This is a genomic window from Chitinimonas koreensis, from assembly GCF_014353015.1.
In the GTDB taxonomy this organism is placed as follows: domain Bacteria; phylum Pseudomonadota; class Gammaproteobacteria; order Burkholderiales; family Chitinimonadaceae; genus Chitinimonas; species Chitinimonas koreensis.
Genome location: NZ_CP060704.1, coordinates 1,735,955 through 1,760,225, shown reverse-complemented (window position 1 = coordinate 1,760,225; position 24,271 = coordinate 1,735,955). Strand labels below are relative to the sequence as shown.

The 24,271-nt window shown below is 70.4% G+C and carries 24 protein-coding genes and 1 pseudogene; 16 read left to right on the top strand and 9 right to left on the bottom strand.

Annotated elements, in window-relative coordinates:
• Positions 1-32 precede the first annotated feature (32 nt).
• The 3 genes from H9L41_RS07680 (at position 33) to H9L41_RS07670 (ending at position 3,366) form a co-directional block, all read left to right on the top strand.
• Positions 33-1,160 carry an aromatic ring-hydroxylating oxygenase subunit alpha gene (locus H9L41_RS07680; protein WP_028446419.1) on the top strand — a complete coding sequence of 376 codons (1,128 nt, stop codon included), beginning with the start codon at positions 33-35 and terminating at the stop codon, positions 1,158-1,160.
• 193 nt (positions 1,161-1,353) lie between these two features.
• Positions 1,354-1,956, top strand: a complete 603-nt coding sequence (locus H9L41_RS07675) for a LysE family translocator (RefSeq protein WP_028446418.1) — start codon at positions 1,354-1,356, stop codon at positions 1,954-1,956.
• Positions 1,957-2,193: 237 nt separating this feature from the next.
• Positions 2,194-3,366 carry an O-succinylhomoserine sulfhydrylase gene (locus H9L41_RS07670; RefSeq protein WP_028446417.1) on the top strand — a complete coding sequence of 391 codons (1,173 nt, stop codon included), beginning with the start codon at positions 2,194-2,196 and terminating at the stop codon, positions 3,364-3,366.
• A 635-nt stretch (positions 3,367-4,001) separates the two neighbouring features.
• Here the strand turns inward: H9L41_RS07670 and H9L41_RS07665 are convergent.
• Positions 4,002-4,700: an ArsR/SmtB family transcription factor gene (locus H9L41_RS07665; protein ID WP_028446416.1), complete on the bottom strand. Its 699-nt coding sequence runs from the start codon at positions 4,698-4,700 to the stop codon at positions 4,002-4,004.
• A 74-nt stretch (positions 4,701-4,774) separates the two neighbouring features.
• Between H9L41_RS07665 and H9L41_RS07660 the strand changes: the two genes are divergently transcribed.
• Both H9L41_RS07660 and H9L41_RS07655 read left to right on the top strand, forming a co-directional pair.
• Complete coding sequence (locus tag H9L41_RS07660) at positions 4,775-5,122, top strand: NIPSNAP family protein (RefSeq protein ID WP_028446415.1); 348 nt, start codon at positions 4,775-4,777, stop codon at positions 5,120-5,122.
• Entirely contained in the window at positions 5,119-5,463 is a 345-nt protein-coding gene (locus H9L41_RS07655) for an antibiotic biosynthesis monooxygenase family protein (RefSeq protein ID WP_028446414.1), read from the top strand. Before H9L41_RS07660 ends, H9L41_RS07655 begins: the two co-directional genes overlap by 4 nt.
• 195 nt (positions 5,464-5,658) lie before the next feature.
• On the opposite strand, the pseudogene H9L41_RS25630 reads toward H9L41_RS07655, so the two are convergent.
• A pseudogene (locus tag H9L41_RS25630) lies at positions 5,659-5,751 on the bottom strand (helix-turn-helix domain-containing protein); the annotation flags it as partial.
• Positions 5,752-6,026: 275 nt separating this feature from the next.
• Between H9L41_RS25630 and H9L41_RS07645 the strand changes: the two are divergent.
• Positions 6,027-6,548 carry a hypothetical protein gene (locus H9L41_RS07645; RefSeq protein ID WP_028446413.1) on the top strand — a complete coding sequence of 174 codons (522 nt, stop codon included), beginning with the start codon at positions 6,027-6,029 and terminating at the stop codon, positions 6,546-6,548.
• A gap of 267 nt (positions 6,549-6,815) precedes the next feature.
• On the opposite strand, the gene H9L41_RS07640 is transcribed toward H9L41_RS07645, so the two are convergent.
• Positions 6,816-7,253, bottom strand: a complete 438-nt coding sequence (locus H9L41_RS07640) for a hypothetical protein (RefSeq protein ID WP_028446412.1) — start codon at positions 7,251-7,253, stop codon at positions 6,816-6,818.
• Positions 7,254-7,625: 372 nt separating this feature from the next.
• Between H9L41_RS07640 and H9L41_RS07635 the strand changes: the two genes are divergently transcribed.
• The 4 genes from H9L41_RS07635 (at position 7,626) to katE (ending at position 12,369) form a co-directional block, all read left to right on the top strand.
• Positions 7,626-7,928: a hypothetical protein gene (locus H9L41_RS07635; protein ID WP_028446411.1), complete on the top strand. Its 303-nt coding sequence runs from the start codon at positions 7,626-7,628 to the stop codon at positions 7,926-7,928.
• A 65-nt stretch (positions 7,929-7,993) separates the two neighbouring features.
• Positions 7,994-8,662, top strand: a complete 669-nt coding sequence (locus tag H9L41_RS07630; protein ID WP_051319042.1) for a DUF4142 domain-containing protein — start codon at positions 7,994-7,996, stop codon at positions 8,660-8,662.
• A gap of 463 nt (positions 8,663-9,125) precedes the next feature.
• Positions 9,126-10,073: a hypothetical protein gene (locus H9L41_RS07625; protein WP_028446409.1), complete on the top strand. Its 948-nt coding sequence runs from the start codon at positions 9,126-9,128 to the stop codon at positions 10,071-10,073.
• Between the two features lie 181 nt (positions 10,074-10,254).
• On the top strand, positions 10,255-12,369 hold the full coding sequence (gene katE / locus H9L41_RS07620; RefSeq protein ID WP_051319041.1) for a catalase HPII: 2,115 nt from the start codon (positions 10,255-10,257) through the stop codon (positions 12,367-12,369).
• Positions 12,370-12,489: 120 nt separating this feature from the next.
• Here katE and H9L41_RS07615 read toward each other — a convergent pair whose 3' ends face one another.
• Positions 12,490-13,530: a DNA topoisomerase IB gene (locus H9L41_RS07615; RefSeq protein ID WP_028446408.1), complete on the bottom strand. Its 1,041-nt coding sequence runs from the start codon at positions 13,528-13,530 to the stop codon at positions 12,490-12,492.
• Positions 13,531-13,714: 184 nt separating this feature from the next.
• Between H9L41_RS07615 and H9L41_RS07610 the strand changes: the two genes are divergently transcribed.
• A complete protein-coding gene (locus tag H9L41_RS07610; RefSeq protein ID WP_034607079.1) occupies positions 13,715-13,978 on the top strand; it encodes a hypothetical protein in 264 nt (87 codons plus the stop codon).
• Between the two features lie 200 nt (positions 13,979-14,178).
• Here the strand turns inward: H9L41_RS07610 and H9L41_RS07605 are convergent, their stop codons facing one another.
• Entirely contained in the window at positions 14,179-15,045 is an 867-nt protein-coding gene (locus H9L41_RS07605; protein WP_034607077.1) for a YihY/virulence factor BrkB family protein, read from the bottom strand.
• A gap of 556 nt (positions 15,046-15,601) precedes the next feature.
• Between H9L41_RS07605 and H9L41_RS07600 the strand changes: the two genes are divergently transcribed.
• From H9L41_RS07600 to H9L41_RS25625, 4 genes are all read left to right on the top strand, one after another.
• On the top strand, positions 15,602-16,489 hold the full coding sequence (locus tag H9L41_RS07600) for an SDR family oxidoreductase (RefSeq protein WP_028446407.1): 888 nt from the start codon (positions 15,602-15,604) through the stop codon (positions 16,487-16,489).
• Positions 16,490-16,805: 316 nt separating this feature from the next.
• A complete protein-coding gene (gene egtD / locus H9L41_RS07595; RefSeq protein ID WP_051319040.1) occupies positions 16,806-17,819 on the top strand; it encodes an L-histidine N(alpha)-methyltransferase in 1,014 nt (337 codons plus the stop codon).
• Positions 17,816-18,922, top strand: coding sequence for an ergothioneine biosynthesis protein EgtB (gene egtB / locus H9L41_RS07590; protein ID WP_308419623.1), 1,107 nt, complete (start codon positions 17,816-17,818; stop codon positions 18,920-18,922). Before egtD ends, egtB begins: the two co-directional genes overlap by 4 nt.
• Positions 18,919-19,056: a hypothetical protein gene (locus tag H9L41_RS25625; protein WP_308419622.1), complete on the top strand. Its 138-nt coding sequence runs from the start codon at positions 18,919-18,921 to the stop codon at positions 19,054-19,056. Before egtB ends, H9L41_RS25625 begins: the two co-directional genes overlap by 4 nt.
• Positions 19,057-19,335: 279 nt before the next feature.
• Here the strand turns inward: H9L41_RS25625 and H9L41_RS07585 are convergent, their stop codons facing one another.
• On the bottom strand, positions 19,336-19,575 hold the full coding sequence (locus H9L41_RS07585) for a hypothetical protein (RefSeq protein ID WP_028446404.1): 240 nt from the start codon (positions 19,573-19,575) through the stop codon (positions 19,336-19,338).
• A gap of 96 nt (positions 19,576-19,671) precedes the next feature.
• A complete protein-coding gene (locus H9L41_RS07580) occupies positions 19,672-20,994 on the bottom strand; it encodes a diguanylate cyclase (RefSeq protein ID WP_028446403.1) in 1,323 nt (440 codons plus the stop codon).
• Between the two features lie 357 nt (positions 20,995-21,351).
• Between H9L41_RS07580 and H9L41_RS07575 the strand changes: the two genes are divergently transcribed.
• The gene (locus H9L41_RS07575) at positions 21,352-22,965 is read left to right on the top strand and encodes a methyl-accepting chemotaxis protein (protein ID WP_028446402.1); all 1,614 of its coding nucleotides are present in this window, start codon (positions 21,352-21,354) and stop codon (positions 22,963-22,965) included.
• Here H9L41_RS07575 and H9L41_RS07570 read toward each other — a convergent pair.
• Positions 22,943-23,254: a PepSY domain-containing protein gene (locus tag H9L41_RS07570; RefSeq protein WP_245589211.1), complete on the bottom strand. Its 312-nt coding sequence runs from the start codon at positions 23,252-23,254 to the stop codon at positions 22,943-22,945. The two genes, H9L41_RS07575 and H9L41_RS07570, sit on opposite strands and share 23 nt — an antisense overlap.
• A gap of 142 nt (positions 23,255-23,396) precedes the next feature.
• Positions 23,397-24,005 (bottom strand): hypothetical protein, encoded by a 609-nt coding sequence (locus H9L41_RS07565; protein ID WP_028446400.1) that lies wholly within the window; start codon positions 24,003-24,005, stop codon positions 23,397-23,399.
• Positions 24,006-24,271: the final 266 nt, after the last annotated feature.

The following is a 24,271-nucleotide window of genomic DNA, read 5'->3' as shown; positions in this document are numbered from 1 at the left end:
CGCCTCACCCTGACTACTTGGGGGTGTGGGATATGTCCAACCTGGAATCCAACCATCTGCTCCGCGCCGCGCAGTCGCAACTGCCGGTATCCGTCTATTTCGACGAAGATTTCTACAAGCTCGAGCAGGAACATCTGTTCGCCCGCGGCCCGCGCTACGTCGGCCACGAACTGATGGTGCCCGAGCTGGGCGACTATCAGGTGCTCGACATGTACGACCGCGCCCGCATGCTCAAGCGCACCGAGGGCGGCGTGCAGCTCTTGTCCAACATCTGCCGCCACCGCCAGGCGCTGATGCTCGACGGCCGCGGCAACGGCACCCACATCGTCTGCCCGCTGCACCGCTGGACCTACGACAACCGGGGCACGCTGATCGGCGCGCCGCACTTCCCCGACAAGCCCTGCCTCAACCTGCCCAACACCGGTCTGCAGAACTGGAACGGCATGCTGTTCGAGCTCGGCACCGGCGGCCGCGACGTCGAGGCCGATCTCAAGGACCTGGGCGTACGCAAGGACCTCGACTTCAGCAACTACATGCTGCACAACGTCACGGTCGACACCTACGCCGGCAACTGGAAGACCTTCATCGAGGTCTACCTCGAGGACTACCACGTCGACCCGTTCCACCCCGGGCTCGGCCGCTTCGTCACCTGCGACGACCTGAAGTGGGAGTTCGCCGACTGGTACTCGGTGCAGACCGTCGGCCTCAACAACGCGCTGGCGCGGCCCGGCTCCAAGAGCTACGGCGAGTGGCACAAGCAGGTGCTCGACTTCTACCGCGGCGAGCTGCCGCCCTACGGCGCGATCTGGCTGACCTACTACCCGAACGTGATGGTCGAGTGGTATCCGCACACGCTGGTGGTGTCGACGCTGCTGCCGCGCGGCCCGCGCGAGTACGTCAACATCTGCGAGTTCTACTACCCCGAGGAGATCGCGCTGTTCGAGCCCGACTTCATGGCGGCCGAGCAGAAGGCCTACCAGGAGACCGCGGTCGAGGACATGGAGATCATCCGCCGCATGGAAGAAGGCCGCGAACGGCTGCACCGCGAGGGCCGCGACGAATGGGGCCCGTACCAGAGCCCGATGGAGGACGGCATGCTGCACTTCCATGAGTTCATGCGGCGGGAGATGGCGGATCACATTCCCGCCATGCGCGGCTGACGCCCCGCATGGCGGGAATGTGAAGTGAAATGTGAAACGTAAAATGTGAAACGTGGCTCGCCGCTTGAGCGGCGAGGTGCAGCACGGCGATGCCGCGCACGTTTCACCAATGCCGCGCAGCGGCGAGTCACCTTTCACGTTTCACGGCGCAGCCCTTACACTGGCCGGCCGAACTCCAGCCAGCGCCCGACCCATGTACGGCATCACCGACTTCCCCGCCTTCCTGCTCGCCTCCACCCTGCTGATCCTGTCGCCCGGCCCCGGCACGCTGGCCATCCTCGGCTCGGCCACCGGCTCGCGCCGCGCAGGCTTCGCCGCGCTGGCCGGCACCAGCACCGGCGATGCGCTCCTGATGGCCGCCGCCGCGGTCGGCGCCGCCGCGCTGCTGGCCGCCAACCCGGCCGCCTTCAACCTGCTGCGCTACGGCGGCGGCGCCTACCTGGTCTGGCTCGGCATCAAGAGCCTGCTGTCGAAGGAACAGGGCCTCGCCATCACCGCGCCGGCCGAGGGCGACGCCTTCCGCCGCAGCCTGCTGGTCACCCTGCTCAATCCCAAGGCCATCGTGTTCTTCATGGCCTTCTTCCCGCAGTTCGTGCTGCCGGGCGCCAGCCCGAGCGCCTTCGTGATCCTCGGCCTGGTGTTCATCACGCTGAACTGCCTCTACCAGGCGCTGCTGATCTCGGGCGCCAGCTTCGTGATCCGCCACCTCGACGAGGCGCCGCACTACGCGCTGTGGATCAACCGCCTGCTCGGCGCGGTGTTCATCCTGTTCGGCCTGAAGCTGGCGATCGGTTGAACGGTCCGCGGCAACGTAGGTCGGGCTTTATGCCCGACAGCGCCGCCGATCGAAGACCGCCGTCGGGCATAAAGCCCGACCTACAGGGCCGCCGTGGCGCCGTGCCGCCGGCCCGGCAGACAGTTTGGCCGCCGGCCGTGCCGGCCGTCCCTGTCGCCCGCCGGCCACAGGCACGATAAACAGTCGCAACACTCACCCGATACCCAAAAACCCCGAAACCCGCCCAAGACCACCGCCATGAACGACGAATTCGAATACCACCTCGAAACCCTGGCGGTCCGCGCCGGCCAGGAACGCAGCCAGTACGGCGAGCACTCCGAAGCGCTCTACCTGAGCTCCAGCTTCGTCGCCGACAACGCCGCCCAGGCGGCCGCGCGCTTCACCGGCGCCGAGCCCGGCTTCATCTACTCGCGCTTCACCAATCCGACCGTCACGCTGTTCCAGGACCGCCTGGCCGCGCTCGAAGGCGGCGAGACCGCGGTCGCCACCGCCAGCGGCATGTCGGCCATCCTGGCGCTGTGCATGGGCCACCTCAAGGCCGGCGACCATATCGTGGCCTCGGCCGGCCTGTTCGGCGCCACCATCCAGCTGTTCTCGACCTGGCTGGCCAAGTTCGGCGTCGCCGTCAGCTACGTGCCGGCCACCGATCCGGCGGCCTGGGACGCGGCGGTGCGGCCCGAAACGAAACTGTTCTATCTCGAGACGCCGTCCAACCCGCTGACCGAGATCGCCGACATCGCCGCCATCGCCGAGGTCGCCCATCGCCGCGGCGCGATCCTGGCGGTCGACAACTGCTTCTGCTCGCCGGCGCTGCAGCGGCCGCTGGCGCTCGGCGCCGACCTGGTGATCCACTCGGCCACCAAGTACATCGACGGCCAGGGCCGCGTGCTCGGCGGCGCGGTGGTCGGCAGCAAGGCCTTGATCGAGCCGGTCTACCTGTTCCTGCGCACCGCCGGACCGACGCTGTCGGCCTTCAACGCCTGGGTGCTGGTCAAGGGCCTGGAGACGCTGGGCCTGCGCATGAAGGCGCACTGCGACAACGCGCTGGCGCTGGCGCGCTGGCTCGAGGCGCAGCCGGCGGTCGAGCGCGTCTACTATCCCGGCCTCGAATCGCATCCGCAGTACGCGCTGGCGCAGCGCCAGCAGTCGGGCGGCGGCGGCATCGTCTCGTTCGAGCTGGCGGGCGGCCAGGACGCGGCCTGGAAGCTGATCGACCGCGTGCAGTTGATGAGCCGCACCGCCAATCTCGGCGACGCCAAGACCACCATCACCCATCCCTACACCACCACCCACGGCCGCATCAGCCCGGAGGCCAAGGCCGCCGCCGGCATCCGCCAGGGCCTGGTGCGGATCTCGGTCGGGCTCGAGCACGTCGAGGACCTGCAGCGCGACCTGCTGCGCGGACTGTAGGACGGTCGGGCCGCGTCCGGTCGGGCCGCGCTCGACCGGGCAGGTTCCGGCCGATTCGCGCCCGAGCGCGCCATCGGCCGGCCGAATCGTTTCGATGGCGGATTCGAAGCGATTCGGCCGGCCGATATTCCATGGTCAATTACCGCCCTGCCCTATTTGGCCGCCCGCTTCATTTACACCAGGCTTCCGACAGAATTACACGGCAATTACATTCGGTGCATCGAAACAAAAAACGCGGCCGCATCGCGGCCGCGAATTGCCTTGCTTCTAAGGAGCAACGGATTGCAGCAAGACGTAGTGCATCGCCCTAGGCCGGCCAGGGAGGTACCGGCTTCGGACAGCCGCACTATCGGCCTTTTGCCACCGAGGGTAAATCTGTCAGGACTATCAGCTTGCCAGGCCGAATCATGATTCGCGCCTATATCGCCCGATTAAATACCGGCCAATCGCACCATTAATCGATCCGTCAATTGACTGGGCGCATGAAAATCCCGACCCGGCTCCGCCATTCCGATTCGAGCACCCAATCTTCGGCCAGGATCGAGGCCAATTAACTAATCCACGCAATTCACCGCAAACCGTGAACCGCAGGCCCGGATCCCGGCCGGACCGCGCCGCCGCCGCTCGATGGCCAATCAAGCCGCCACGGCCTCGCGCGACCCGATCAGCGCCAGGAAGGCCTGCTCGCCGCGCGGCGTGAAGACGACCACGCGCGAATCGGGCGCGCGTGCCGCCCAGCCGAGCGCGAAGATCCGCTGCAGGAAGGCCGCGCCGAGCGCGCCGGCCAGGTGATGGCGCCGCTCGCCCCAGTCCAGGCAAGGCCGGCAACAGGCGCGCCGGCCGCTCGCGAGCGCCGCGACGTCGATGCCGAAGGCCGCGAACCAGGCCTGGCCGGCCTCGGTCGGCGCCGCGCCGCCGTCCCCGGTCCGCAGCAGCCCCTGCCGCACCATCGCATCGAAGGCCGCCACGCCAAGCGCGCCGGCCAGGTGGTCGTAGCAGACCCGGGCGCGGCGCAAGGCCGGCTCGCGCGGGCTCGAACGCAGCCGCACCGCGCCGGTGCGGAAGGCCACGCCCATCAGCGATTCGAGCAGCTGCGCCACGTCCGGCCCGGCCAGGCGGAAGTAGCGGTGGCGGCCCTGGCTCTCGACCGCGACCAGGCCGGCGTCGAGCAGCTTGGCCAGGTGCGCGCTCGCGGTCTGCTTGGTCACGCCGGCGACCGCGGCCAGCTCGGTGGCGGTCAGCGCGCGGTCGGCCATCAGCGCGGTCAGCACTTCGGCGCGGGCCGGTTCGCCGATCAGCGCGGCGATGCGGGCGATGTTGGGACCGTCTCTCATGGTTCGATCCTAAGCGAACCATCTCGCCGCCGCCAGGCGCTATCGTGCGGCCATGTCCACCGCGGAGCCCCGCCATGACCGTCACCTGCTTCATCCGCTACCAGATCGACCCGTTCCAGCACGACGCCTTCCGCCGCTACGCCGAGCAATGGGGCCGCATCATCCCGCGCTGCGGCGGCCACCTGGTCGGCTACTTCCTGCCGCACGAAGGCAGCAACGACATCGCCTGGGGCCTGATCGCCTTCGACTCGCTGGCCGCCTACGAGGCCTATCGCGCCCGCCTCAAGGCCGATCCCGAGGGCCGCGCCAACTTCGCCTTCGCGCAGGAACGGCGCTTCATCCTGCGCGAGGAGCGCAGCTTCGTCACGGCGGTCGACGGCACCTTCGGCGTACCGGCCCTGGCGGTGGAGGCGGCGCGATGATCGCCGTGATCTTCGAAGTGCTGCCGCAGGAAGGCCGGCAGCAGGCCTACCTCGACCTGGCCGCCGCGCTGCGCCCCGAGCTGGAGCGGATCGACGGCTTCGTCTCGATCGAACGCTTCGCCAGCCTGAGCCAGCCGGGCAAGCTGCTGTCGCTGTCGTTCTGGCGCGACGAGGCGGCGGTCGCGCAGTGGCGCCGGCTGGAAGCCCACCGCACCGCCCAGGATGCCGGCCGGCAGCACCTGTTCGCCGACTACCGGCTGCGGGTGGCGGCGGTGCTGCGCAACTACGGCATGGCGGCGCGCGAGCAGGCGCCGGAAGACTCGCGGAGCCGGCACGGCTGACGCCAGCTCGGCGGCGACTTGATAGGACAGCAGGCGGGTGATGGCAAAGCCGCATCGGGCCGCCTCGATGCCGGCCGCGGCCTCGTCGGCCTCGTCGACTTCGGCCAGGGTGCAGCGCGCAGCGTCGAGATAGCGCCGGCCCGCCTCGGTCAGCCGCACGTGGCGGGTGGTGCGGTCCCGCAGCTTCACGCCCAGCCGCGCCTCGAGCGCCGCGACGGCGCGCGTCACCGCCGGCGCCGACAGGCCGAGCCGTCGGGCGCCGGCCGCGAAGCCTGCTTCCTCGCCCATGGCCGGAACGATCGCGCCGCTCGCTTCCAGCGATCGGTCACACCGGGTGATCGCGCTGACCCGACAGGCCGCTGTCGGCCAGTTCACCCAGTCCGGCCGGCCGGTCGCATCTTGCGGCGCCCGCCCATCCCGATCCCCGTGATCCATCGTCTGCGCCACATCCGCGCAGCCCTTCACCCTGGCCCGGAGTTTGCTGATGCCTGCTCGATCCCGCACCGCAAGCCGGTGCGGACGCCCCCCGAACCGCACGGGCCAGGCCCGACCAGGAGAACAAGATGGAATACCCCGTCCGCAACTTCGCCGTCGCACCGGCAGGTCACCGCTCCGGTGCCGCCCTCGCGCTCGTGCTCGCCTTCGACGACGGCGAGCACCTCGCGCTGTGGAGCGAGAACCAGCTCGGTTTCCTGCGCCGGGTGCTCAGCGGCTACGAACACTATCTGCACGCCAACGGCATCCTCGAGCCGATCGAGGCCATCGTCCGCGCCCTGGCGAACGAGATGCCGCTCGAACGCGAGTTCGAGCTGCCGCCGATCGAGGTGGAGGACATCTGCAGCGTGGTCGCCCGCGATCACCACCTGCACCTGGTGGTGCAGTACCGCAACAGCCGGCGCCAGGACCACCTGGTGCTGAGCCCCGAACTCGGCGCCTACCTGCTGACGTGCATCGAGGCCGAGGAGGCCGACGCGCCTGCGGTGCTGCGGCGCGGCTCGACGCTGGCGCTGCTGGCCGGGCTGTCGACGGCCGAATATCCGGGCAAGTCGGCCACGCGCAGCCGACGCGTCATGCGGCTGGCCTAGCCGGTCGGCTCGTACCGGCCGCGCGCAGCGGCCGAAGATCTGGCAGGTCGGGCTGCATGCCCGGCAGCGCCCCCGCTGGAGCGGCGCTACCGGGCATGAAGCCCGGCCGGTGTTACGAAACCAGCCTTCGTACCCGACTGGCGCAATGCCCGGACCCAGGCGCAGGAGCGGCTTCAGCCGCCAATGGCATTCGTGCACACCGCGCCATTCGCGGCTGAAGCCGCGCCTACGGGTGCATCCACCTTGTCGACCGCCGCTCGAGCCGCCTCAGCGCCGCCCCGCCCCCTCCACCTCCAGCGCATCGATGTCGCCGCCCGAATAGACGTCGAGCCGGATCGCCGCCTTGACCGCCTGGACCGCGTCGGCGCCCACCACCAGCGCGCCCATGGCGAAATTGCGGCCCGAGCCGATCGCCCGGAAGGTCTCGTACACCGCCAGCAGCACCAGCTTGTCTTCCATCGTGTAGGCGCGGCCGTCAGGGCAGACCAGCAGCGCGGCGAAGCTCGACGACACGTGCGGCCTCGCATCGCGGCCGCCGGCGTTGAGCCACTCGTAGACCGACACGCCATCCTGGATCTCGCCGGTGAAGCCGTAGATGCGGCCGTCCGCCAGCCGGTACAGCTTCTTGGTGTAGGAGCGCAGGCCGGTGTTGTTGGCCTGGGTGTCGGCCGCGACGGTCTTGCCGTCCCATGCGATGGTGGTCATGTCGTTCTCCTTGGTTTTGGGACCCTGACCCGCGCAATTTGCATGCCCTGCCGCGAGCGGAGCGGCCACAGCCGCGACGGCCGCCGCGCCGGGCGCTCCACCGGGCGCCCCGTATAAAGTTTTCAAGCCCGGCTTGAACAATTTTCCGATCGGGCCGGCGAGCTCGAGCACGGCGCCGCGCCGATCGCAAAACGGCGCGAATCGTCGTCCGTGCTGGGCTTCGCGCTCGCTCCGCCGCATCGCGCCGCCGGCTGGGCATGCCGGTTGCGACGCCAGGCTTGCTGAAGGCCGATCCGTCCGCCCCTTCGATCCGGCCCCCCGCCTTCAGCCGCCGGCTCCCGGGACAGGACGTTCACCGAAAGGAACGACACCATGGCTTCCAACCAAGGCAAGGACAGCAGCAAGCGTGAGAACGCCGCGATGGAGCAGGACAAGGCCAAGGCCGCCAAGGGCGGACAAGCGCAGGAGAAGAGCACCGCGAGCCAGGACGCGTCGCGCAAGAGCAGCGAGCGCAGCCATGCGGCCGCCGGCGCCGGCAGCCGGCGCGATTCCAGCGAGCGCTCGACCGCCGGCCGTGGCGAAGAGCGCAGCGAAAGCAGCCGCGGCGGTGCCGGCGATCCGCACGGTTCGCTCGGCCGCAAGAGCGCCAAGGACAACGAGGACAAGGGCCACTGAGCGGGTATCCGCACGCCTCGGCCCCGCCTTCGGGCGGGGTTTCGGGCAAGGACAAGGAGAACGACATGAAAACGCGCTTCGGACTCTTCATCTCGGCCTTCACCCTGCTGCTGGGCACGCCGGCGGGGGCGCTCGACGAAGCAGCCTCCACCCCTTTGCGACCCGGTCCCAACGACCGCGCCGCCGCGCTCTATCGCATCGCGCTCGACCGGGTCGCGCTAGACCGGGCCGCTCCCGAACGGATCGCCGCGGCCGAGCCCGCCGCGCCCATCGCGCCCGCCACGCCGGCCGCCGCCATCGCCGCCACCGACCAGGCCTTCGTCGACGCCGCCGTCGTGGCCGGCAGTACCGAGATCGCCGCTGCGCAGCTGGCGCTGCAGCTGGCGACCGACCCGGACGTGAAGGATTTCGCCCGCACCATGATCGCCGACCACGGCAAGCTGGCCGGCGAGCTGGCGCGCACCGCCGCCGCCCAGGGCGTGACCCCGGCGCCCGGCGGCACCGATGCCGCGGTGATGGCCAAGCTCAAGGCGCTCAAGGGCCGAGACTTCGACCGCAGCTATGCCGAGGTGGTGCTCAGGAGCCACGAGGAAGCGGTCGAACTGTTCGGCCGCCAGTCGCAGTCCGGCAGCAACGCCAGCCTGCGCGCGCTGGCCGACTATGCGTTGCCGACGCTCAGGCACCACCTGGTCATGGCCAGGAAGCTGGTCACCGACGGCCAGACCGCGCGCTGACCCGCCCTCCCCCGCCGCGCCGCCCGTCCCCTCCTCCGCCGCGCCGCATCGGCACCGCCTTTGCAGGAGCGGCTTCAGCCGCGCATGGACCCGGCGGCTGAAGCCGCTCCTACGGCGCGTTGCGTCCGCATGCCGCTCTGGAAAGAAACCGCTTTCCGCACGAAGCCGCAGCTGCAAAGCAGGCGCTTCGCGCTCCTGGCCGCATCGGTCTCCACGCCCCGCCCGAACTTGAAAATCTTACCCGCCGGCCTTGTCAATCTGACACCGGCAGCCCATCCGGCAGCGCGCTCAGCCGTATTCCGCCCCACCGCCCGCGATCCGCCAGCGGCGGGCCTCGGCGGTACTTTTCACGGCCGCGGCCGGCACGCGGGAACGGCCCTTGCTGCAGCTGCACACGCCGCCCGGCTCCCCAACGCCGACGGCGCAGCGAACGATCCTCTGTCAAAACCGGAAGGAAATCACGATGAACCAACGCGATCATTACCAAGGCCAGAACCCGCAGTACCAAGCCGACCAGGGCTACCAGGGACAGGGCCAACAAGGGCAGGGCAACACCTACCCGCAGCGGGGAGAACACTATTTCGAGTCGCAGCGCGGCGGTGCCGGCCAAGGCGGCTACCCGGGCAATCAGGGTAATCAAGGCAACTACCAGGGCGGCCGCGACTACGAGCAGTACGGCCAGAACCAGGACAACCAGCGCTACGGCCAATCCCATGGTCAGCCTTCCTACGGCCAGCCGTCGCACCAGCAGCCGTATGGCCAACCCGGCCAGCAGTACGGCCAGTCGGGCCAGCCCGACTACGGCAACTACGGCTCGGGCCAGGAATCGCGCAACTGGGCCTCGCAGGGCCAGTCGTCCTACCCCGGCCACTACGGCAGCGGCGAGCAGTACGGCCCGCAGGCCGGCCCGCGCCACTACGGCGGCAGCCAGAGCTGGGGCGGCGACTACGGCCGCGGTGACCAGGGCCGCGGCGATTACGGCCGCAGCTTCGGCGGCCAGGGCTCCGGCTATCGCGGCGACGAATACCGCGGCGGCTACCAAGGCGGCGGCTACCGGGAACAGGACGGCTTCGGCCAGCAGCAGGGCAACTACGGCCGCACCGAAGGCCGCCAGCAGCAGTACGACCCCGACTACGCCCAATGGCGCAGCGAGCAGGTGCGCAAGCTCGACGAGGACTACGACAGCTGGCGCAACGAACGCTACGGCAAGTTCGCCACCGAGTTCGACCAATGGCGCCAGCAGCGCGCCGGCGCGTCGCACGCGGGCGGCTCGTCGTCCGGCGACAAGAACGAGAACCGCAGCGGCACCACCAGCGGCGCCGGCAGCAGCGGCAGCTTCGGCTCCAGCGCGCAGGACAACGAGACGTCCAAGCAGAGCAAGGACTCGACCAATATCGGCAAGACCAGGTAAGCGGGCCTAGTCCCTTCCGGGCCGTGGCCAGGCGGCCCGGCCGCGGGCGCTGAACCGCCCGCGGTCCCCCGCCTGCCCACCGCCCAACCCATCCGCGCCCTGCGCACCCCGATCGGGGATCGCCGCAGGGCGCGTTCTTGTCCAGACCGCCATACGGCGGCATCGTCGTCAGGAGATTCGCATGGCCACCCCATCCAGCCCGCCGCCCGTCCCCGCGCCGCACAACGCCAAGACCGAATCGCTGCTGCCCGACCACTGCGGCGAAGGCGAGGCGCTGACCACCGACCAGGGCGTCCGCATCAGCGACAACCAGAACTCGCTGCGGGCCGGCGCGCGCGGCCCGACGCTGCTGGAAGACTTCATCCTGCGCGAGAAGATCACCCACTTCGACCACGAGCGCATCCCCGAACGGGTGGTGCATGCGCGCGGCGAAGGCGCGCACGGCCACTTCCAGGTCTACGCGCCGCAGAGCGAGCTGAGCTGCGCCGCCTTCCTGCAGGATCCGGCCGAGCGCACGCCGGTGTTCGTGCGCTTCTCCACCGTGGCCGGCTCGCGCGGCTCGGCCGACACGGTGCGGGACGTGCGCGGCTTCGCGGTCAAGTTCTATACCCGCGAGGGCGTGTTCGACCTGGTCGGCAACAACATCCCGGTGTTCTTCATCCAGGACGCGATCAAGTTCCCCGACCTGATCCACGCCGTGAAGCCCGAGCCCCACCACGAGATGCCGCAGGCGGCCAGCGCGCACGACACTTTCTGGGACTTCGTCTCGCTGATGCCGGAGAGCACCCACATGCTGATGTGGGTGATGTCCGACCGCGCCATCCCGCGCAGCCTGCGCATGATGGAGGGCTTCGGCGTGCATACCTTCCGGCTGGTCGACGCCGCCGGCCGGGCCCGCTTCGTCAAGTTCCACTGGAAGCCGCTCTTGGGCATGCACGCGCTGGTGTGGGACGAGGCGCAGGCGATCGCCGGCCGCGATGCGGATTTCCACCGCCGCGATCTGTGGGAAGCGATCGAGCAGGGCGATTTCCCCGAATGGGAGCTCGGCGTACAGGTGGTCGAGGAGGACGAGGCCGAACAGCTCGGCTTCGACCTGCTCGACGCCACCAAGCTGATCCCGGAGAACCGGGTGCCGGTGCGCCGCATCGGCAAGCTGACGCTGGACCGCAACCCCGACAACTTCTTCGCCGAGACCGAGCAGGTGGCCTTCCATCCCGGCCATATCGTGCCCGGCATCGACTTCAGCGCCGACCCGCTGCTGCAGGGCCGGCTGTTCTCCTACCTCGACACCCAGCTGTCGCGCCTGGGCGGGCCGAATTTCCACGAGATCCCGATCAACCGGCCGATCTGCCCCTTCCACAACAACCAGCGCGACGGCATCGCGCGCCACGGCATCGTGGCGGGCCGCGTCGCCTACGAGCCCAACTCGCTGGCCGGCGGCCTGCCGCGCGAGGTGCCGGCGGCCGACGGCGGTTTCGTCAGCGTGCCCGAGCCGCTCGCCTCGCCCAAGATCCGCGTGCGCAGCGCCAGCTTCGGCGAGCACTTCGCCCAGGCGCGGCTGTTCTGGCTGAGCCAGAGCGCGGTCGAGCAGGACCATATCGTGGCGGCCTTCAGCTTCGAGCTGGGCAAGGTCGAGACGGTGGCGATCCGCGAGCGCATGGTGGCCACGCTGGCGCGCGTCGACGCCGACCTGGCCGGCCGCGTCGCGGGCAACCTCGGCCTGCCGGCGCCGAGCGGCGTCGACGAGGTCGACTGCCCGCTGCCGCCCTCGCCCGAACTGAGCATGATGGGCAGCGGCGACGGCTCGATCCGCACCCGCAAGATCGCCTTCCTGGTGGCCGACGGCGTGGACGGCGACGAGGTGGCCGCGCTGCGCGCGCAGCTGGAAGGCGCCGGCGCCCGAGTGAAGCTGATCGCTCCGCGGCTCGGCAAGGTGACGGCGGCCGCCGGCCCCGCGCTGCCGGTCGACGCCACCTTCGCGCTGATGCCCTCGGTGACCTTCGACGCGGTCTGCGTGCCCGGCGGCGAGGCCAGCCTCGACGCGCTGTGCGCCGAAGGCCAGGCGGTGCGCTACCTGCGCGAGGCCTACCGCCACTTCAAGACGGTGGCGGCGACCGGCCAGGGCCTGCGCCTGCTCGACGCCGCCGGCATCCCCTGCACCGGCCCGGCCGGCGCGCCGCCCGGCGTGGTGTGCCAGGCCGGCGGGGCGACGCTGGAGCAGGTCGGCGAGGACTTCATCGCGGCGATCGCGCAGCATCGGCATTGGCAGCGGGCGGAGTTGCCGGCGAGCTGTTGACGGCCGTGGAACGCGAAAGGTGAAACGTGAGGCCGCTGCGCGGCGCGTGAAAGGCGCGGCGCCTCCCAATCCAGAAAAGATCGGGGCCAGAACATGGCCCCGATTTCATTTCCGCAGCATTTATTCGTCCGATCGCCCGGCCGCCGCCCGCAACACCGCCACCATCGCCCGTTCATCCACCCGCAATCCGCGCATCCGCCCTGCCCGCTCGACCGGATGCGCCGCCGCTGCGGCCAGCCAGCCGCCGCCGTGCGCGGCGAACACCGCCGGGTGCACGTAGCAGCGCCGGCACACCGCCACCGTGTTGCCCAACTGCGCCGCCACCTGCTCGAGCGCCTGCTTCAACTGCGCACCAGCCGCGCGTTCCAGGTCGGCGCGGGCCAGCGCGGCGACCGCGGCACGGGTGCCGGCCCAGGTGCGGAAATCCTTGGCCGAGAAATCCCCGCCGCAGGCCTCGCGCAGATAGGCGTTCACCGCGGCCGCGTCGACCGTCCGGCGCCGGCCGTGCACATCGAGATACTTGAACAGCGTCGCGCCGGGCAGCTTGCGGCAGCGCCCGATCAGCGCGGCCAGCCGCGCGTCGCGCACCTCGATGCGGTGGCGGCGGCCCGATTTTCCGCGGAAGGACAGCACGATGCGCTCGCCCTCGACCGCGACATGGTGGCGCTGCAGCGTGGTCAGGCCGTAGGAACCGTTGTCGCGCGCATAGGCGCTGTTGCCGATGCGCACGCAGGAGGCGTCGAGCAGCCGCACCACGCCGGCCAATACGGTGCGCCGCGCCAGCCCCGGCCGCGCCAGGTCGGCCGCCACCCGCGCGCGCAAGGCGCCCAGCGCGTCGGCGAAGGCCAGCAGCCGGTCGTACTTGCGCGCGCTGCGCCATTCCTGCCAGCGCGGGTGGTAGCGGTACTGCTTGCGGCTGCGCGCGTCGCGCGCGGTGGCCTGGATGTGGCCGAGCGGATCGGCGTTGATCCACACCTCGCGCCAGGCCGGCGGGATCGCCAGCGCGCGGATGCGGCGCAGCGTAGCCGGGTCGCGCAGGCAGCGGCCATCCGGACCGAGATAGCGGAAACCGCGGCCGCAGCGCCGCCGCACGATGCCCGGACCATCGTCGCCGACGTAGTGCAAGCCGGCCCGCCGCGCCGAACGGCGGCCGTCGCGCATCGGCGTCATCGCGCGGCCCCCGGCGGCGCGGCCGAACCCGACCCGACCGGATGCGGCGCGGCCGAGTGCGGCCCGACCGATCGTGGCCCGATCGAGCGCGGCCCGTCCCGGTGGTATCCATCTTGCTGCGGTGCGTCGTGCCGCGCCCTGCGCGGCATCGGTTCCATCGAAAGGAAACACCGCCATGCCCGACCGTACCGCACTGCCCATCCGAGCCCGTACCCTGCTGTCCCGTCTGCCCGGCCTGCCGCCCGGGCCCGAGCCGGACAAGCCCGAACCGCAGCCGCTGCCCGACTTGCCGCCGCACGAGGCGCCGCCCGGCGACACGCCCGAGCCGGGCCTGAACCGGCCGCCGAAACCGGTCGAAGACCCGCCGGCGCCGAACGAGCCGGCCCGGCCGCTGATCGTCTGGGGCCGGCCCGATCGGCGCGGCGGCTGCACGATCTGAGGGGATCGCCGCCGGCCACGCCTCGCCAGGCGCCATGCCCGGCGGCCTCAAACGTAGGTCGGGCTTCATGCCCGACAGCGCTGCCGATCAAGGGCGCTGTCGGGCATGAAGCCCGACCTACATCGACCCGGCCTGCATCGACTTGGCCGGCATCAGGCACGCTTGGCCACGTCCGGCCCGCATCCTCCCGCCATGGCCCCCTACGCATCGCCTGCCTCGTCGCGCTCCCGCGCCCGCGCCATCTCGCGCGACAGCGCGGCGCCGTAGAGGAAGACCTGGGCCGAGTAGTAGGTCCACAGCAGCACCAGCACCAGCGTACCGGCCGCGCCGTAGGACGAGGCCAGCGCGGTGGTGCCGAGGTAGGCCGCGATCAGCCCCTTGCCCAGCATGAACAGCCCGGCGGTCAGCAGCGCGCTGCGCCAGACGTCGCGCCAGTCGACCCCGCGCTCGGGCAAGAGCTTGAAGATGGCGGCGAACAGCAGCGTGACCACCACCAGCGTGACCATGTTGCCGGCCGCCGACAGCAGCCAGACCGAGTCGCTGAGCCAGTCGCCGTAGCGATGCTGCACCGCCGCGATCACCGCCGAGAACACCAGCGACACCAGCAGCACGAAGCCCACCCCGAGCACGATGCCGAACGACAAGAGGCGGCTGCGCAGCAGCGCCAGGATGCCCTCGTCGGGCGGCGCCGGCGTGTCCCAGATCAGGTCGAGGCTGCTCTTGAGTTCGGTGAACACCGTGGTTGCGGCGAACAGGCTGGCGGCCACGGTGAGCAAGGTCTGCCACGGCGCCTGCGGCTCGAAGCGGGCGCTGCGGATCACCGCGCCGACCGCCTCGGCCGCCTCGGCGCCGAGCAGCGTGCGCACCTCGACCAGCAGGCCTGCCCGCGCGGTCGCCTCGCCGTAGATCGAGCCGGCGATCATGATCGCGATCACCAGCACCGGCCCCATCGAGAACAGCGTGTAGAAAGCGATCGCCGCGCCCATGGTGGCGGCGCGGTGTTCGCTCCACGACAGCGCGGCGTCGTACAAGAGGCGCAGCCCGCGGCGCAGGCGCAGCGGCAGCATGGGGGAGGCTTGGCGGGCGGGGTCATGCCCGGCCCCAGGCAAATTGCGCGCCGGTTGCGCGGCGGCCGGGGCGGCCAGAGTCGATGCCGATACGAATGCGACACTGTGATCGCGGTGCTCGGGCCGCCGTCGCCCTCGGCAGGTCGGAATTCATTCCGACGGCGACGCCGGCCAAGGACGCGGCCGGAACGAATGCCGGCCTACGGATGCGATAGCCATCGGTCGCACGGCCTGGCGCGGCCAGCCCCGCCGTAAGAATTACATCGCGGTGTGCAAGCTTTGCCCGTCCCTCATCGGTGAAAGGTGAAACGCGAGGCCGCGGCGCGGCGTGCAAGAACACGCGGCATCACTTGTAGGAGCGGCTTCAGCCGCGATTGACGGAGGAGCAACCCCGGCCATTCGCGGCTGAAGCCGCTCCTACAAGGCACGCCATCGGGCTTCCACGCGCCGCGGCCTCGCGTTTCGCGCTTCACCTTTCACGGCCCGTCCGACCCGACAGGCACATGCCTTGCTGCTCGCCTCCGACGATTCCGATTCCCGCGCGAGGACAGCAGCGATGGCCCATCCCGAACACCAGGCAAAACCGGACGACAAGCTTCGCCAGCGGCCGCCCCAGCACCAGGACGTCCAACCCGGCAGCGAGGCCGAGATGACGCCGCCGCCGCAATCGGCCATGGCTGGCTACCGGGGCAGCGGCAAGCTCGAGGGCGACGTGGCGCTGATCACCGGCGGCGACAGCGGCATCGGCCGCGCGGTGGCGGTGGCCTTCGCCAAGGAGGGCGCCGACGTGGTGGTGGTCTACCTGAACGAGGAGGAGGACGCCCAGGAGACCCGCCGCCTGGTCGAGCAGACCGGCCGCCGCTGCCTCTTGCTGCGCGGCGACATCGGCTCGAAGAAATTCTGCACCGAGGCGATCGAACAGGCGCTCGAGCACTACGAGCGGCTCGACATCCTGGTCAACAACGCCGGCGAACAGCACCCGCAGAAGGAGCTGGCCGACATCGACGCCGAGCAGCTGGAGCAGACCTTCCGCACCAATGTGTTCGCCATGTTCTACCTGAGCCAGGCCGCCGTGCCCTACCTGCGCGGCGGCGGCCGCATCATCAACACCGCCTCGGTCACCGCCTACCGCGGCAGCCCCAGGCTGCTCGACTACTCGGCCAGCAAGGGCGCCGTAGTGGCCTTCACCCGCTCGCTGGCCAAGGCGCTGCTCGAGGACGGGATCCGCGTCAACGCGGTGGCGCCCGGCCCGGTCTGGACGCCGCTGATCGCCTCGACCTTCAGCGCCGGGGAGGTCGCCGCCTTCGGCAGCCAGGCGCCGATGAAGCGCGCCGGCCAGCCCGACGAGATCGCGCCGTCCTACGTGTTCCTGGCCTCGCTCGACGCGTCCTACATGGCCGGCCAGGTGCTGCATCCCAATGGCGGCGAACCGATCAACGGGTGAGCCTGCCATGCCTCTTCAGATGACCATGAGAAATCGACTTTCAGGATCAGCCCCGGCGAAGCCGGGGGTTCATCTGCAGTGGTGTTCGCCGAGCAGGCTTATCTGATCCAGTCCTACTCCCCCGCCCTCGCCGCCCCGGGGCCCCCGCAAAGTCGAAGGCTTTGTGGGGTGGACCAGAGGGGGCCTCGCTTCGCTCGTTTGGTGCTTCTTCCATCACCGCAGGTGCACAAACTTTGCTCCGCCGACCCGAAGACTCGAGCCAACGAGCAAAGCCCTAGCAATCGCCGCTTCAGCCGACATCAAGATTGGAACCGCCATGCTGACCCTGACCCGCCCGACCGAGCGCATCGCCCTCCCCCACGCCGCGCTGCAGCGCTCGCGCATCCTGGTCGAATCGATCGAGGCCGACGAGGAGCGCCGGCGCGGCCTCGAGGCCGGGCTGGCGGCGCAGCCGCCGCAGATTTCGCCCAAGTTCTTCTACGACGAGCAGGGCTGCGCGCTGTACCAGGCGATCTGCAACCTCGACGAGTACTACCCGACCCGCACCGAGCAGGCGATCTTCGCCACCCACCGCGCCGACATCGCCCGCCACCTGCCGCGCGGCGGCCAGTGGGTCGACCTCGGCTGCGGCGACGGCGCCAAGTCCTGGCCCTGGCTGCCGGTGGTGGAGGCGGTGCGCTACGTCGGCGTCGACATCGCGCCGACCTGGCTCGAGCAGACGCTGCGGGCCGGCCAGCTGCGCTGCCCCGAGGTCGAATGCCTCGGCGTGGTGACCGACTTCAACCGGCCGCTGCAGCTGAACACCGTGCTGCGTTCCAACGCCGGCCTGCCGCCGACGGTGTTCTACCCCGGCTCGTCGATCGGCAACTTCGTGCCCGACGAGGCCGAGCGGCTGCTGCGCGGCATCCGCGCCCACCTGGGCCGGCACGGCCGGCTGCTGATCGGCGTCGACGCGCCCAAGGCGCCCGAGGTGCTGCAGGCGGCCTACGACGACGCGCTCGGCGTCACCGCCGCCTTCAACCGCAACGTGCTGCGGGTGGTCAACCGCGAGCTGGGCAGCGACTTCGTGCCCGGCCGCTTCAATCACCGCGCCTGGTACAACGAAGCCGAGGGCCGGGTCGAGATGCACCTGGTGGCGAACGAGAACCACGCCGTGCGCATCGGCGGCGGCAGCCGGCGCTTCGAGCGCGGCGACGTGATCGTCACCGAGTATTCCTACAAGTACGCCGCCGGGCAGTTCGAGGCGCTGCTGGAAAAGGCCGGCTACACGGACATCCGGCGCTGGAGCGACGACCGCGGCTGGTTCAACGTATTCGTGGCCGGCGCATGAACGCCGTCGACCAGGATACGGCCCGGCCGCCCTCGCCGAGCGAGCGCTACCGGGCGGTGCGCCGGCACAGCGAGGCGCTGATCGACGGGCTCAGCGCCGAGGACTGCCTGCTGCAGTCGATGCCCGAGGCCAGCCCGCTCAAGTGGCACCTGGCGCATACCAGCTGGTTCTTCGAGACCTTCGTGCTCGAGCGCGCGCTGGCCGACCATGCGCCGTTCCGGCCCGACTACCGCATGCTGTTCAACTCCTACTACGTCGGCGTCGGCGAGCGCATGCCGCGGCCCGAGCGCGGCATGCTGTCGCGGCCGCCGCTGGACGAGGTGCTGGCCTACCGCGGCTGGATCGACCAGCGGGTGCTGGCGCTGCTCGACTCGGCGGCCGGCGCCGATTGGCGCGAGCTGATCGAGCTGGGCCTGCAGCACGAGCAGCAGCACCAGGAATTGATGCTGACCGACCTCAAGCATCACTTCTGGCGCAATCCGCTGCACCCGGCCTACCGGCCGGCGCCGGCCGCGGCCGATCCGGCGGCCGGCCCGCTGGAGTTCATTGACTACGCCGGCGGCCTGGTCGAGATCGGCCACGGCGGCCAGTTGCGGCCGGGCAGCGATTTCTCCTTCGACAACGAACGGCCGGTCCACCGCTGCTGGCTGGCGCCGTATGCGCTGGCTTCGCGGCTGGTCTGCAACGCGGAGTACCTGGAGTTCATGCGCGACGGCGGCTATGCGCGGCCCGAGCTGTGGCTGTCGGATGGCTGGGAGGCCTGCCGGCGCGGCCAGTGGCAGGCGCCGCTGTACTGGCAGCCGGCCGAGGGCCACGGCGGCTGGCGGCTGTTCACGCTGCACGGCGACGAGCTGCTGCCGCCCGACCGGCCGGTCTGCCACCTGAGCTACTACGAGGCCGACGCCTATGCGCGCTGGGCCGGCGCGCGGCTGCCGACCGAGGCGGAATGGGAACACGCGGCGCGCCTAGCCTCGGCCGGCGCAGAACCGGCGCCGCTACAGTTGTTCGGCCGGGCCTGGCAATGGACCGCCAGCGCCTACCTGCCCTACCCGGGCTTCCGCCCGACGCCGGCGCGGTCGGCGAATACAACGGCAAGTTCATGATCGACCAGATGGTGCTGCGCGGCAGCTCGGTCTTCACCCCGCCCGGCCATGCACGGCCCGGCTACCGCAACTTCTTCCCGGCCGCCACGCGCTGGCAGTGCAGCGGCTTGCGGCTGGCGCGCGATCCGGGCTGAGCGCCCCACGCACATTCCATGCACCCATGCTGATCTACCGAAGAGCCACGGACTAGGACCGCTGTCGGACTGAAGTCCGACCTGCGCCAACGACGCCAAGCCCCGTAGGAGCGGCTTCAGCCGCGAATGGCCGTCGTGGCTGCGATCACCATTCGCGGCTGAAGCCGCTCCTACAACCCCTTCCGGCCGCGCATCGAACAGCCGCACTGCCTCGACGGCCGCGGTCGGACCGAAGTCCGGCCTGCAGCCTCTTCCAGCCATGCGTCGAACGGCCGCGCCTCAACGGTGATACGGCGTATCGGACACGTACTTGTTCTGGTCGTGGATCAGCGGATCGCCGTCGGGCGGCACATCCGACTCCTCGATGCTGCTGCGCTGGGCCGGCTTCTGCCGCACCTGCTCGATGTCTCCGGTCGAATCAGGCGAGGCGTCGGTCCGTTCGAGGTCGTGGCGGCGGGCCGCATCGCCGTCGGCCGGTACGCTGCGGTCGGGGTCGGATCGGGGGGTGGACGGATTCATGGGGCGCTCCTTGCGGCCGGTCGGGACGGCACCGCGCCCTCCCGCTCCGTCTATGCCTGCAAGGCGCATGCCACCTGCGGCGCGGCCGGCGGGCCGCTAGGAACCGGTCGTCACCATCGGGTTGGCCGCGTCGAAGGCGGTGGTCGAGCGGTAGCAGCCCTTGCCGGCCGCCTTGGCGCGGTACATCGCCTCGTCGGCGGCGCGCAGCAGCGCCTCTTCGTTGGTGCCGGCCTCGGGGAAATGGGCGATGCCGATGCTGGCCGACACCCCGGCGTGGCCGCCGTCCAGCTCGTAGGGCAAGGACAGCGCCGCGATCAGCGCCGCGGCCACCGCGCAGGCCTGCGGCTCGGTCGCGTCGGGGAGCAGGGCCAGGAATTCGTCGCCGCTGCGCCGCGCCACCACGTCGGAGGCGCGCAGGTGCTGCCTCAGCCGCGTCGCCACCGCCACCAGTACCGCGTCGCCGGCGCGGTGGCCGTGCACGTCGTTCACCAGCTTGAAGCCGTCCAGGTCGATGAACAGCACGGCCAGCCCGCCGGCATAGCGCTGGGCATGGGCCAGCTCGTGCTGCAGCAATTCGTGGAACAGCACCCGGTTGGGCAGGCCGGTCAGCGCATCGTGGTAGGCCTGGTGGCGCGCGCGCTGCTCGGCGTGCCAGTGCTCGGTGATGTCGGTGTAGGTGACCACGAAGCCGCCGGTGGCCAGCGGCTCGCGGCAGATCTGGATCATCGCGTCGCCCGAGCGCCGCTCGTAGCGGAAGCTGTCGGCGCCGAGCGCGCGCGCCAGCCGGCGCCGGATATCGGCCTCGCCGACCGTCTCGCCGTAGTCGCCGCGCAGCGCATTGAAGCGCAGCAGCGCCTCGAGCGGCGTGCCGCGCTGGCCCAGCTCGGCCGGATAGCCGCAATAGGCGAGGAACTGGCGGTTGCACAGCTGCAGCCGCAGTTCGGCGTCGAACACCGACACGCCCTGGTGGATGCGGTCGATCGCCAGCCGCGACCAGTGCCGCTCGGCCTCGAGCGCGGCCTCGACCGCCTGCTTCTCGCGCTCCAGCCGCTGGATGCCGAGCACCCGCCGCACCACGGTGGGCAGGAGGTCGAGATAGGCGTTGCGGTCGTCCTTGATCAGGTAGTCGCTGGCGCCGAGCCGGATCGCCTGCACCACCACGCCCAGGTCGTCCGAGCCCGACAGCATGATGACCGGCACGCCGGCCGCGGCCGCCGCGCGCACCACGTCGAGGCCGGAACAGCGCGGCAGCCGGTAGTCGGTGATCACCAGGTCGAACTGGGCATTGGCCAGCGCCACGATGCCGTCCTCGCCGCTACGCGCCAGCTGCGCCTGCACGCCCTCGCCGCGCAGCGCGTGCTGCACCAGTTCCGAAGCGGTGGGGTCGTCCTCGACGTACAGAAGATAGATTTCACTCACTTCGCCACTCCCCGGACGAACCGATGGATGCCTGCTTGCGAGATCGCACTACTGCCCCTTCATCGAAATATATATTGCCCTGCGCCCGCCCGCCGGCCGTTTCGGCCCGGCCGGCGAGCGGGCGCAGGGGCCGCAGGACCGGGCAGCACGCCCATCTAAAAGGAATATCACATCCGGGCCGGTCGGGCAGACCCGGACGATCTGCGTGCGGCCGACCGGCGGTACGGCTTGACGGTGGTACCGCCGGCCGCATGCGCAGTCATCCCCCATGTGAGCTATGTTTGAAGCCACCGGGCATTTATATATCGGTCCCCCCGGCATCGCACCGCTATCGGAACGTCGTTGGAGCAAGAACAAATGAGCCTGCGCACCAAACTGCTGATCCTCGTCACCGTCCTGCTGGCCCTGCTGCTGTTCCTCGGCATCAACAACCTGGCCCGGCTGGCCAGCACCAACGACCACTTCGCCACCACCTACAACGACCGCGTGGTGCCGCTGAACCAGCTCAAGGTGGTCGCCGACATGTACGCCGTCAACATCGTCGACACCACCCACAAGGCCAACCACCAGACCCTGAGCGCCGCCGACGCCGGCCGCGCGGTGGCCGAGGCCGGCCGGCGCATCAAGGAGCAATGGCAGGCCTATACCGGCACCGAGCTGACCGAGGAGGAGAAGAAGCTGGTGCAGGAGACCGAGACCACCATGCGGGTGGCCGACACGGCCGTGGCCAAGCTCGAGCAGCTGCTCGCCAGCGGCGATGCGGCGGGCCTCGACAACTTCGCCCGCACCGCGCTGTACCCGGCGATCGACCCGGTGTCCGGCCGCATCTCGGCGCTGGTGGAGCTGCAGTTGCGCGAGGCCAAGCGCAACTACCTGGCAGCGCAGGACGACTACGCCCACACCCGCACCACGACCTGGATCACGCTGCTGCTGGCGATCGGCTTCGGCAGCGGCCTGTCGGCCTGGCTGGTGATCGGCATGAACCGCAAGATTTCCATCCTGCGCGCCACGCTGCGGCAGGCGCGCGACCAGCGCGACCTGACGCTGCGGGTGCCGGTCAGCGGCAACGACGAGATCGACAGCATCGCGCGCGCCTACAACACCCTGACCGACCACATGCAGTCGCTGGTGCGCACGGTGGCCGGCGCGGTCGACACCGTCAACCGCGAGGCCGGGCACCTGGCGACCACCACCCAGCAGGTCGCCCAGGCCTCCAACGCCGGCTCGGAGGCGACCAGCGCCATGGCGGCCGCGGTGGAGCAGGTGACGGTCAGCATCGCCCACGTCGCCGACAACGCCCAGGAGGCGCACGAGCTGGGCAGCAGCAGCAAGCGCGAGGCGATCGCCGGCGCCGGCCAGATCCAGGCGACGATCGACCATATGCAGGCCATCGACACCGCGGTCGCCGAGGCGGCCGGCAAGGTCAACACGCTGGGCCAGGAAGCGCAGCGCATCAGCTCGGTGGTCGGCGTGATCAAGGACGTGGCCGACCAGACCAACCTCCTGGCGCTCAACGCCGCGATCGAAGCGGCGCGCGCCGGCGAGCAGGGTCGCGGCTTCGCGGTGGTGGCCGACGAGGTGCGCAAGCTGGCCGAGCGCACCGCCAGCGCGACGATGGACATCCAGCAGATGGCCAGCCGGATCGGCGGCAACAGCAACGAGGCGGTGCAGGCGATCTCGGTGACGGTCAACTACGCCCACGAGTGCGCCGACATGGCCAACCGCGCCGGCGCCTCGATCGCCGCCATCACCCGCGGCGCCGACGCCAGCGAGCAGGCGGTCGCCAGCATCGCCGAGGCGCTGCACGAGCATAAGGCCGGCACCCAGCAGATCGCCCGCCAGGTCGAGAAGGTGGCGCAGATCAGCGAGGAGAACACCGCGGCGGCGGCGGCGATGAACCAGACCGCCAATACGCTGGGTCAGATGACGCAGCAACTGCAGGCGGAGATCAACCACTTCCGCTTCGCCTAGGCGGCCGCCGGATCGGCAGGCGAATGGCCGAGGCCAGCGGCGGCGGCTCACCGGCCGACAGCCGGCAGGGCAATGCCGCCGACGCGTCGGCGGCCTGCCTGCGCTTGGCCAGCCACAGGTACGGCCCGCTGCCGAGCACGACGACGGCGGTCAGCTCCAGCAGCGCCCAGATGGGCTGCATCGGCTTGCCGCCGTAGTCGCCGAAGTGCAGCGGCTGCGAGATCGGCAGGCCGGCCGGATACCACGGCAGGTCGCGGCTGCCGGTGGCCTCGGCGGTGGAGGCGCCCACCAGCACCGGCTTGAACAGCCGTCATGCCCGCCGGGCAGAGCGGGCTCGCCCGGAGCGAAGCTGCAAGGGCGCCCAATGAACGGCCCCATGGACGACGAATCCACGGGGCCATGTGCGACCGAAGCAGGCGGGCGGCCGGCGACTACATCATCGAGTCGCGCGCCTGTTCCGCGCGCGCCGCGCCGATCGCCGTCTCGACGTGCTTGATCTCTTCGGGCGGCGGCAGCACGGCGGGCAGGCCGAGCGACTCGATCCACAGCTCGCGCGTCCAGCCCTTGGTGTGGAACAGGTGATGGTCCTCGTCGGCCTCCACCGCCTCGTAGGCACGCTTGAGCACCTTGAGCGCCTCGCCGCTCGACTTTTCCACCAGGAGGCCGATCAGCGACCAGTTCTGGTGATCCTTGGTCTCGGCCAGCACGACGCACTCCCCGGCGACCAGTTGCGCCGCCTCGGGCGTGCCGTCCTGCTTCGCCATCATGATCGCCTGCACCAGCGATTCGCCGTGATGCTTCACGACCATGCGGCCCGGCGTCGTCTTCTCGGGATCGAGGCCCAGCTCCTCGAACACGTTCAGCAGGACATCGCGGTGGGTGTGGGTCTCCTCGAGGTAGCCGGTCCATTCCTTGCGCAGGTCCTCGTTGATCGCGACCGACACCGCGGCGGTGTAGACCTCGATGCCGCCGAGTTCGGTCTGCAGGGCTTGCAGCAGCAGTTCTTCGAGCTGCTGCGGATCGTATCCAGGCTTGGCCATGTCGTTTGCTCCTGTTCATGGGGTTGATGCCGCGACTGGAGCAGGAATAGCAGGTCGCATGCCAGCGGCGGCGCGGCACGATGATCGCCGCGACGAGATCGGGAAAGGACGAGGCTCCTGTCGGGCCAGGCGAGGCACCGGCCGGTGCCGGCGTGACCAAGGCGGGCTGCCGGTGGCGATCGCAGCGGAGGATTCGGCAGCGAGGTGATCGAGCATGCGTGCACAGAGGGCGGCTCTGCCGGGCCGCGATGCCGTGGGCAACGCCT

What these genes read in the sequence shown, in the direction of transcription:
- H9L41_RS07610 (WP_034607079.1), top strand. Translation starts at nt 13,715, where the DNA reads ATGCCCGACCGTACCGCACTGCCCATCCGAGCCCGTACCCTGCTGTCC.
- H9L41_RS07565 (WP_028446400.1), bottom strand. Translation starts at nt 24,005, where the DNA reads ATGGCCAAGCCTGGATACGATCCGCAGCAGCTCGAAGAACTGCTGCTG.
- H9L41_RS07665 (WP_028446416.1), bottom strand. Translation starts at nt 4,700, where the DNA reads ATGAGAGACGGTCCCAACATCGCCCGCATCGCCGCGCTGATCGGCGAA.
- H9L41_RS07615 (WP_028446408.1), bottom strand. Translation starts at nt 13,530, where the DNA reads ATGCGCGACGGCCGCCGTTCGGCGCGGCGGGCCGGCTTGCACTACGTC.
- H9L41_RS07670 (WP_028446417.1), top strand. Translation starts at nt 2,194, where the DNA reads ATGAACGACGAATTCGAATACCACCTCGAAACCCTGGCGGTCCGCGCC.
- H9L41_RS07600 (WP_028446407.1), top strand. Translation starts at nt 15,602, where the DNA reads ATGGCCCATCCCGAACACCAGGCAAAACCGGACGACAAGCTTCGCCAG.
- H9L41_RS07605 (WP_034607077.1), bottom strand. Translation starts at nt 15,045, where the DNA reads ATGCTGCCGCTGCGCCTGCGCCGCGGGCTGCGCCTCTTGTACGACGCC.
- H9L41_RS25625 (WP_308419622.1), top strand. Translation starts at nt 18,919, where the DNA reads ATGATCGACCAGATGGTGCTGCGCGGCAGCTCGGTCTTCACCCCGCCC.
- katE (WP_051319041.1), top strand. Translation starts at nt 10,255, where the DNA reads ATGGCCACCCCATCCAGCCCGCCGCCCGTCCCCGCGCCGCACAACGCC.
- H9L41_RS07675 (WP_028446418.1), top strand. Translation starts at nt 1,354, where the DNA reads ATGTACGGCATCACCGACTTCCCCGCCTTCCTGCTCGCCTCCACCCTG.
- H9L41_RS07625 (WP_028446409.1), top strand. Translation starts at nt 9,126, where the DNA reads ATGAACCAACGCGATCATTACCAAGGCCAGAACCCGCAGTACCAAGCC.
- H9L41_RS07635 (WP_028446411.1), top strand. Translation starts at nt 7,626, where the DNA reads ATGGCTTCCAACCAAGGCAAGGACAGCAGCAAGCGTGAGAACGCCGCG.
- H9L41_RS07585 (WP_028446404.1), bottom strand. Translation starts at nt 19,575, where the DNA reads ATGAATCCGTCCACCCCCCGATCCGACCCCGACCGCAGCGTACCGGCC.
- egtB (WP_308419623.1), top strand. Translation starts at nt 17,816, where the DNA reads ATGAACGCCGTCGACCAGGATACGGCCCGGCCGCCCTCGCCGAGCGAG.
- H9L41_RS07645 (WP_028446413.1), top strand. Translation starts at nt 6,027, where the DNA reads ATGGAATACCCCGTCCGCAACTTCGCCGTCGCACCGGCAGGTCACCGC.
- H9L41_RS07640 (WP_028446412.1), bottom strand. Translation starts at nt 7,253, where the DNA reads ATGACCACCATCGCATGGGACGGCAAGACCGTCGCGGCCGACACCCAG.
- egtD (WP_051319040.1), top strand. Translation starts at nt 16,806, where the DNA reads ATGCTGACCCTGACCCGCCCGACCGAGCGCATCGCCCTCCCCCACGCC.
- H9L41_RS07680 (WP_028446419.1), top strand. Translation starts at nt 33, where the DNA reads ATGTCCAACCTGGAATCCAACCATCTGCTCCGCGCCGCGCAGTCGCAA.
- H9L41_RS07630 (WP_051319042.1), top strand. Translation starts at nt 7,994, where the DNA reads ATGAAAACGCGCTTCGGACTCTTCATCTCGGCCTTCACCCTGCTGCTG.
- H9L41_RS07575 (WP_028446402.1), top strand. Translation starts at nt 21,352, where the DNA reads ATGAGCCTGCGCACCAAACTGCTGATCCTCGTCACCGTCCTGCTGGCC.
- H9L41_RS07660 (WP_028446415.1), top strand. Translation starts at nt 4,775, where the DNA reads ATGACCGTCACCTGCTTCATCCGCTACCAGATCGACCCGTTCCAGCAC.
- H9L41_RS07655 (WP_028446414.1), top strand. Translation starts at nt 5,119, where the DNA reads ATGATCGCCGTGATCTTCGAAGTGCTGCCGCAGGAAGGCCGGCAGCAG.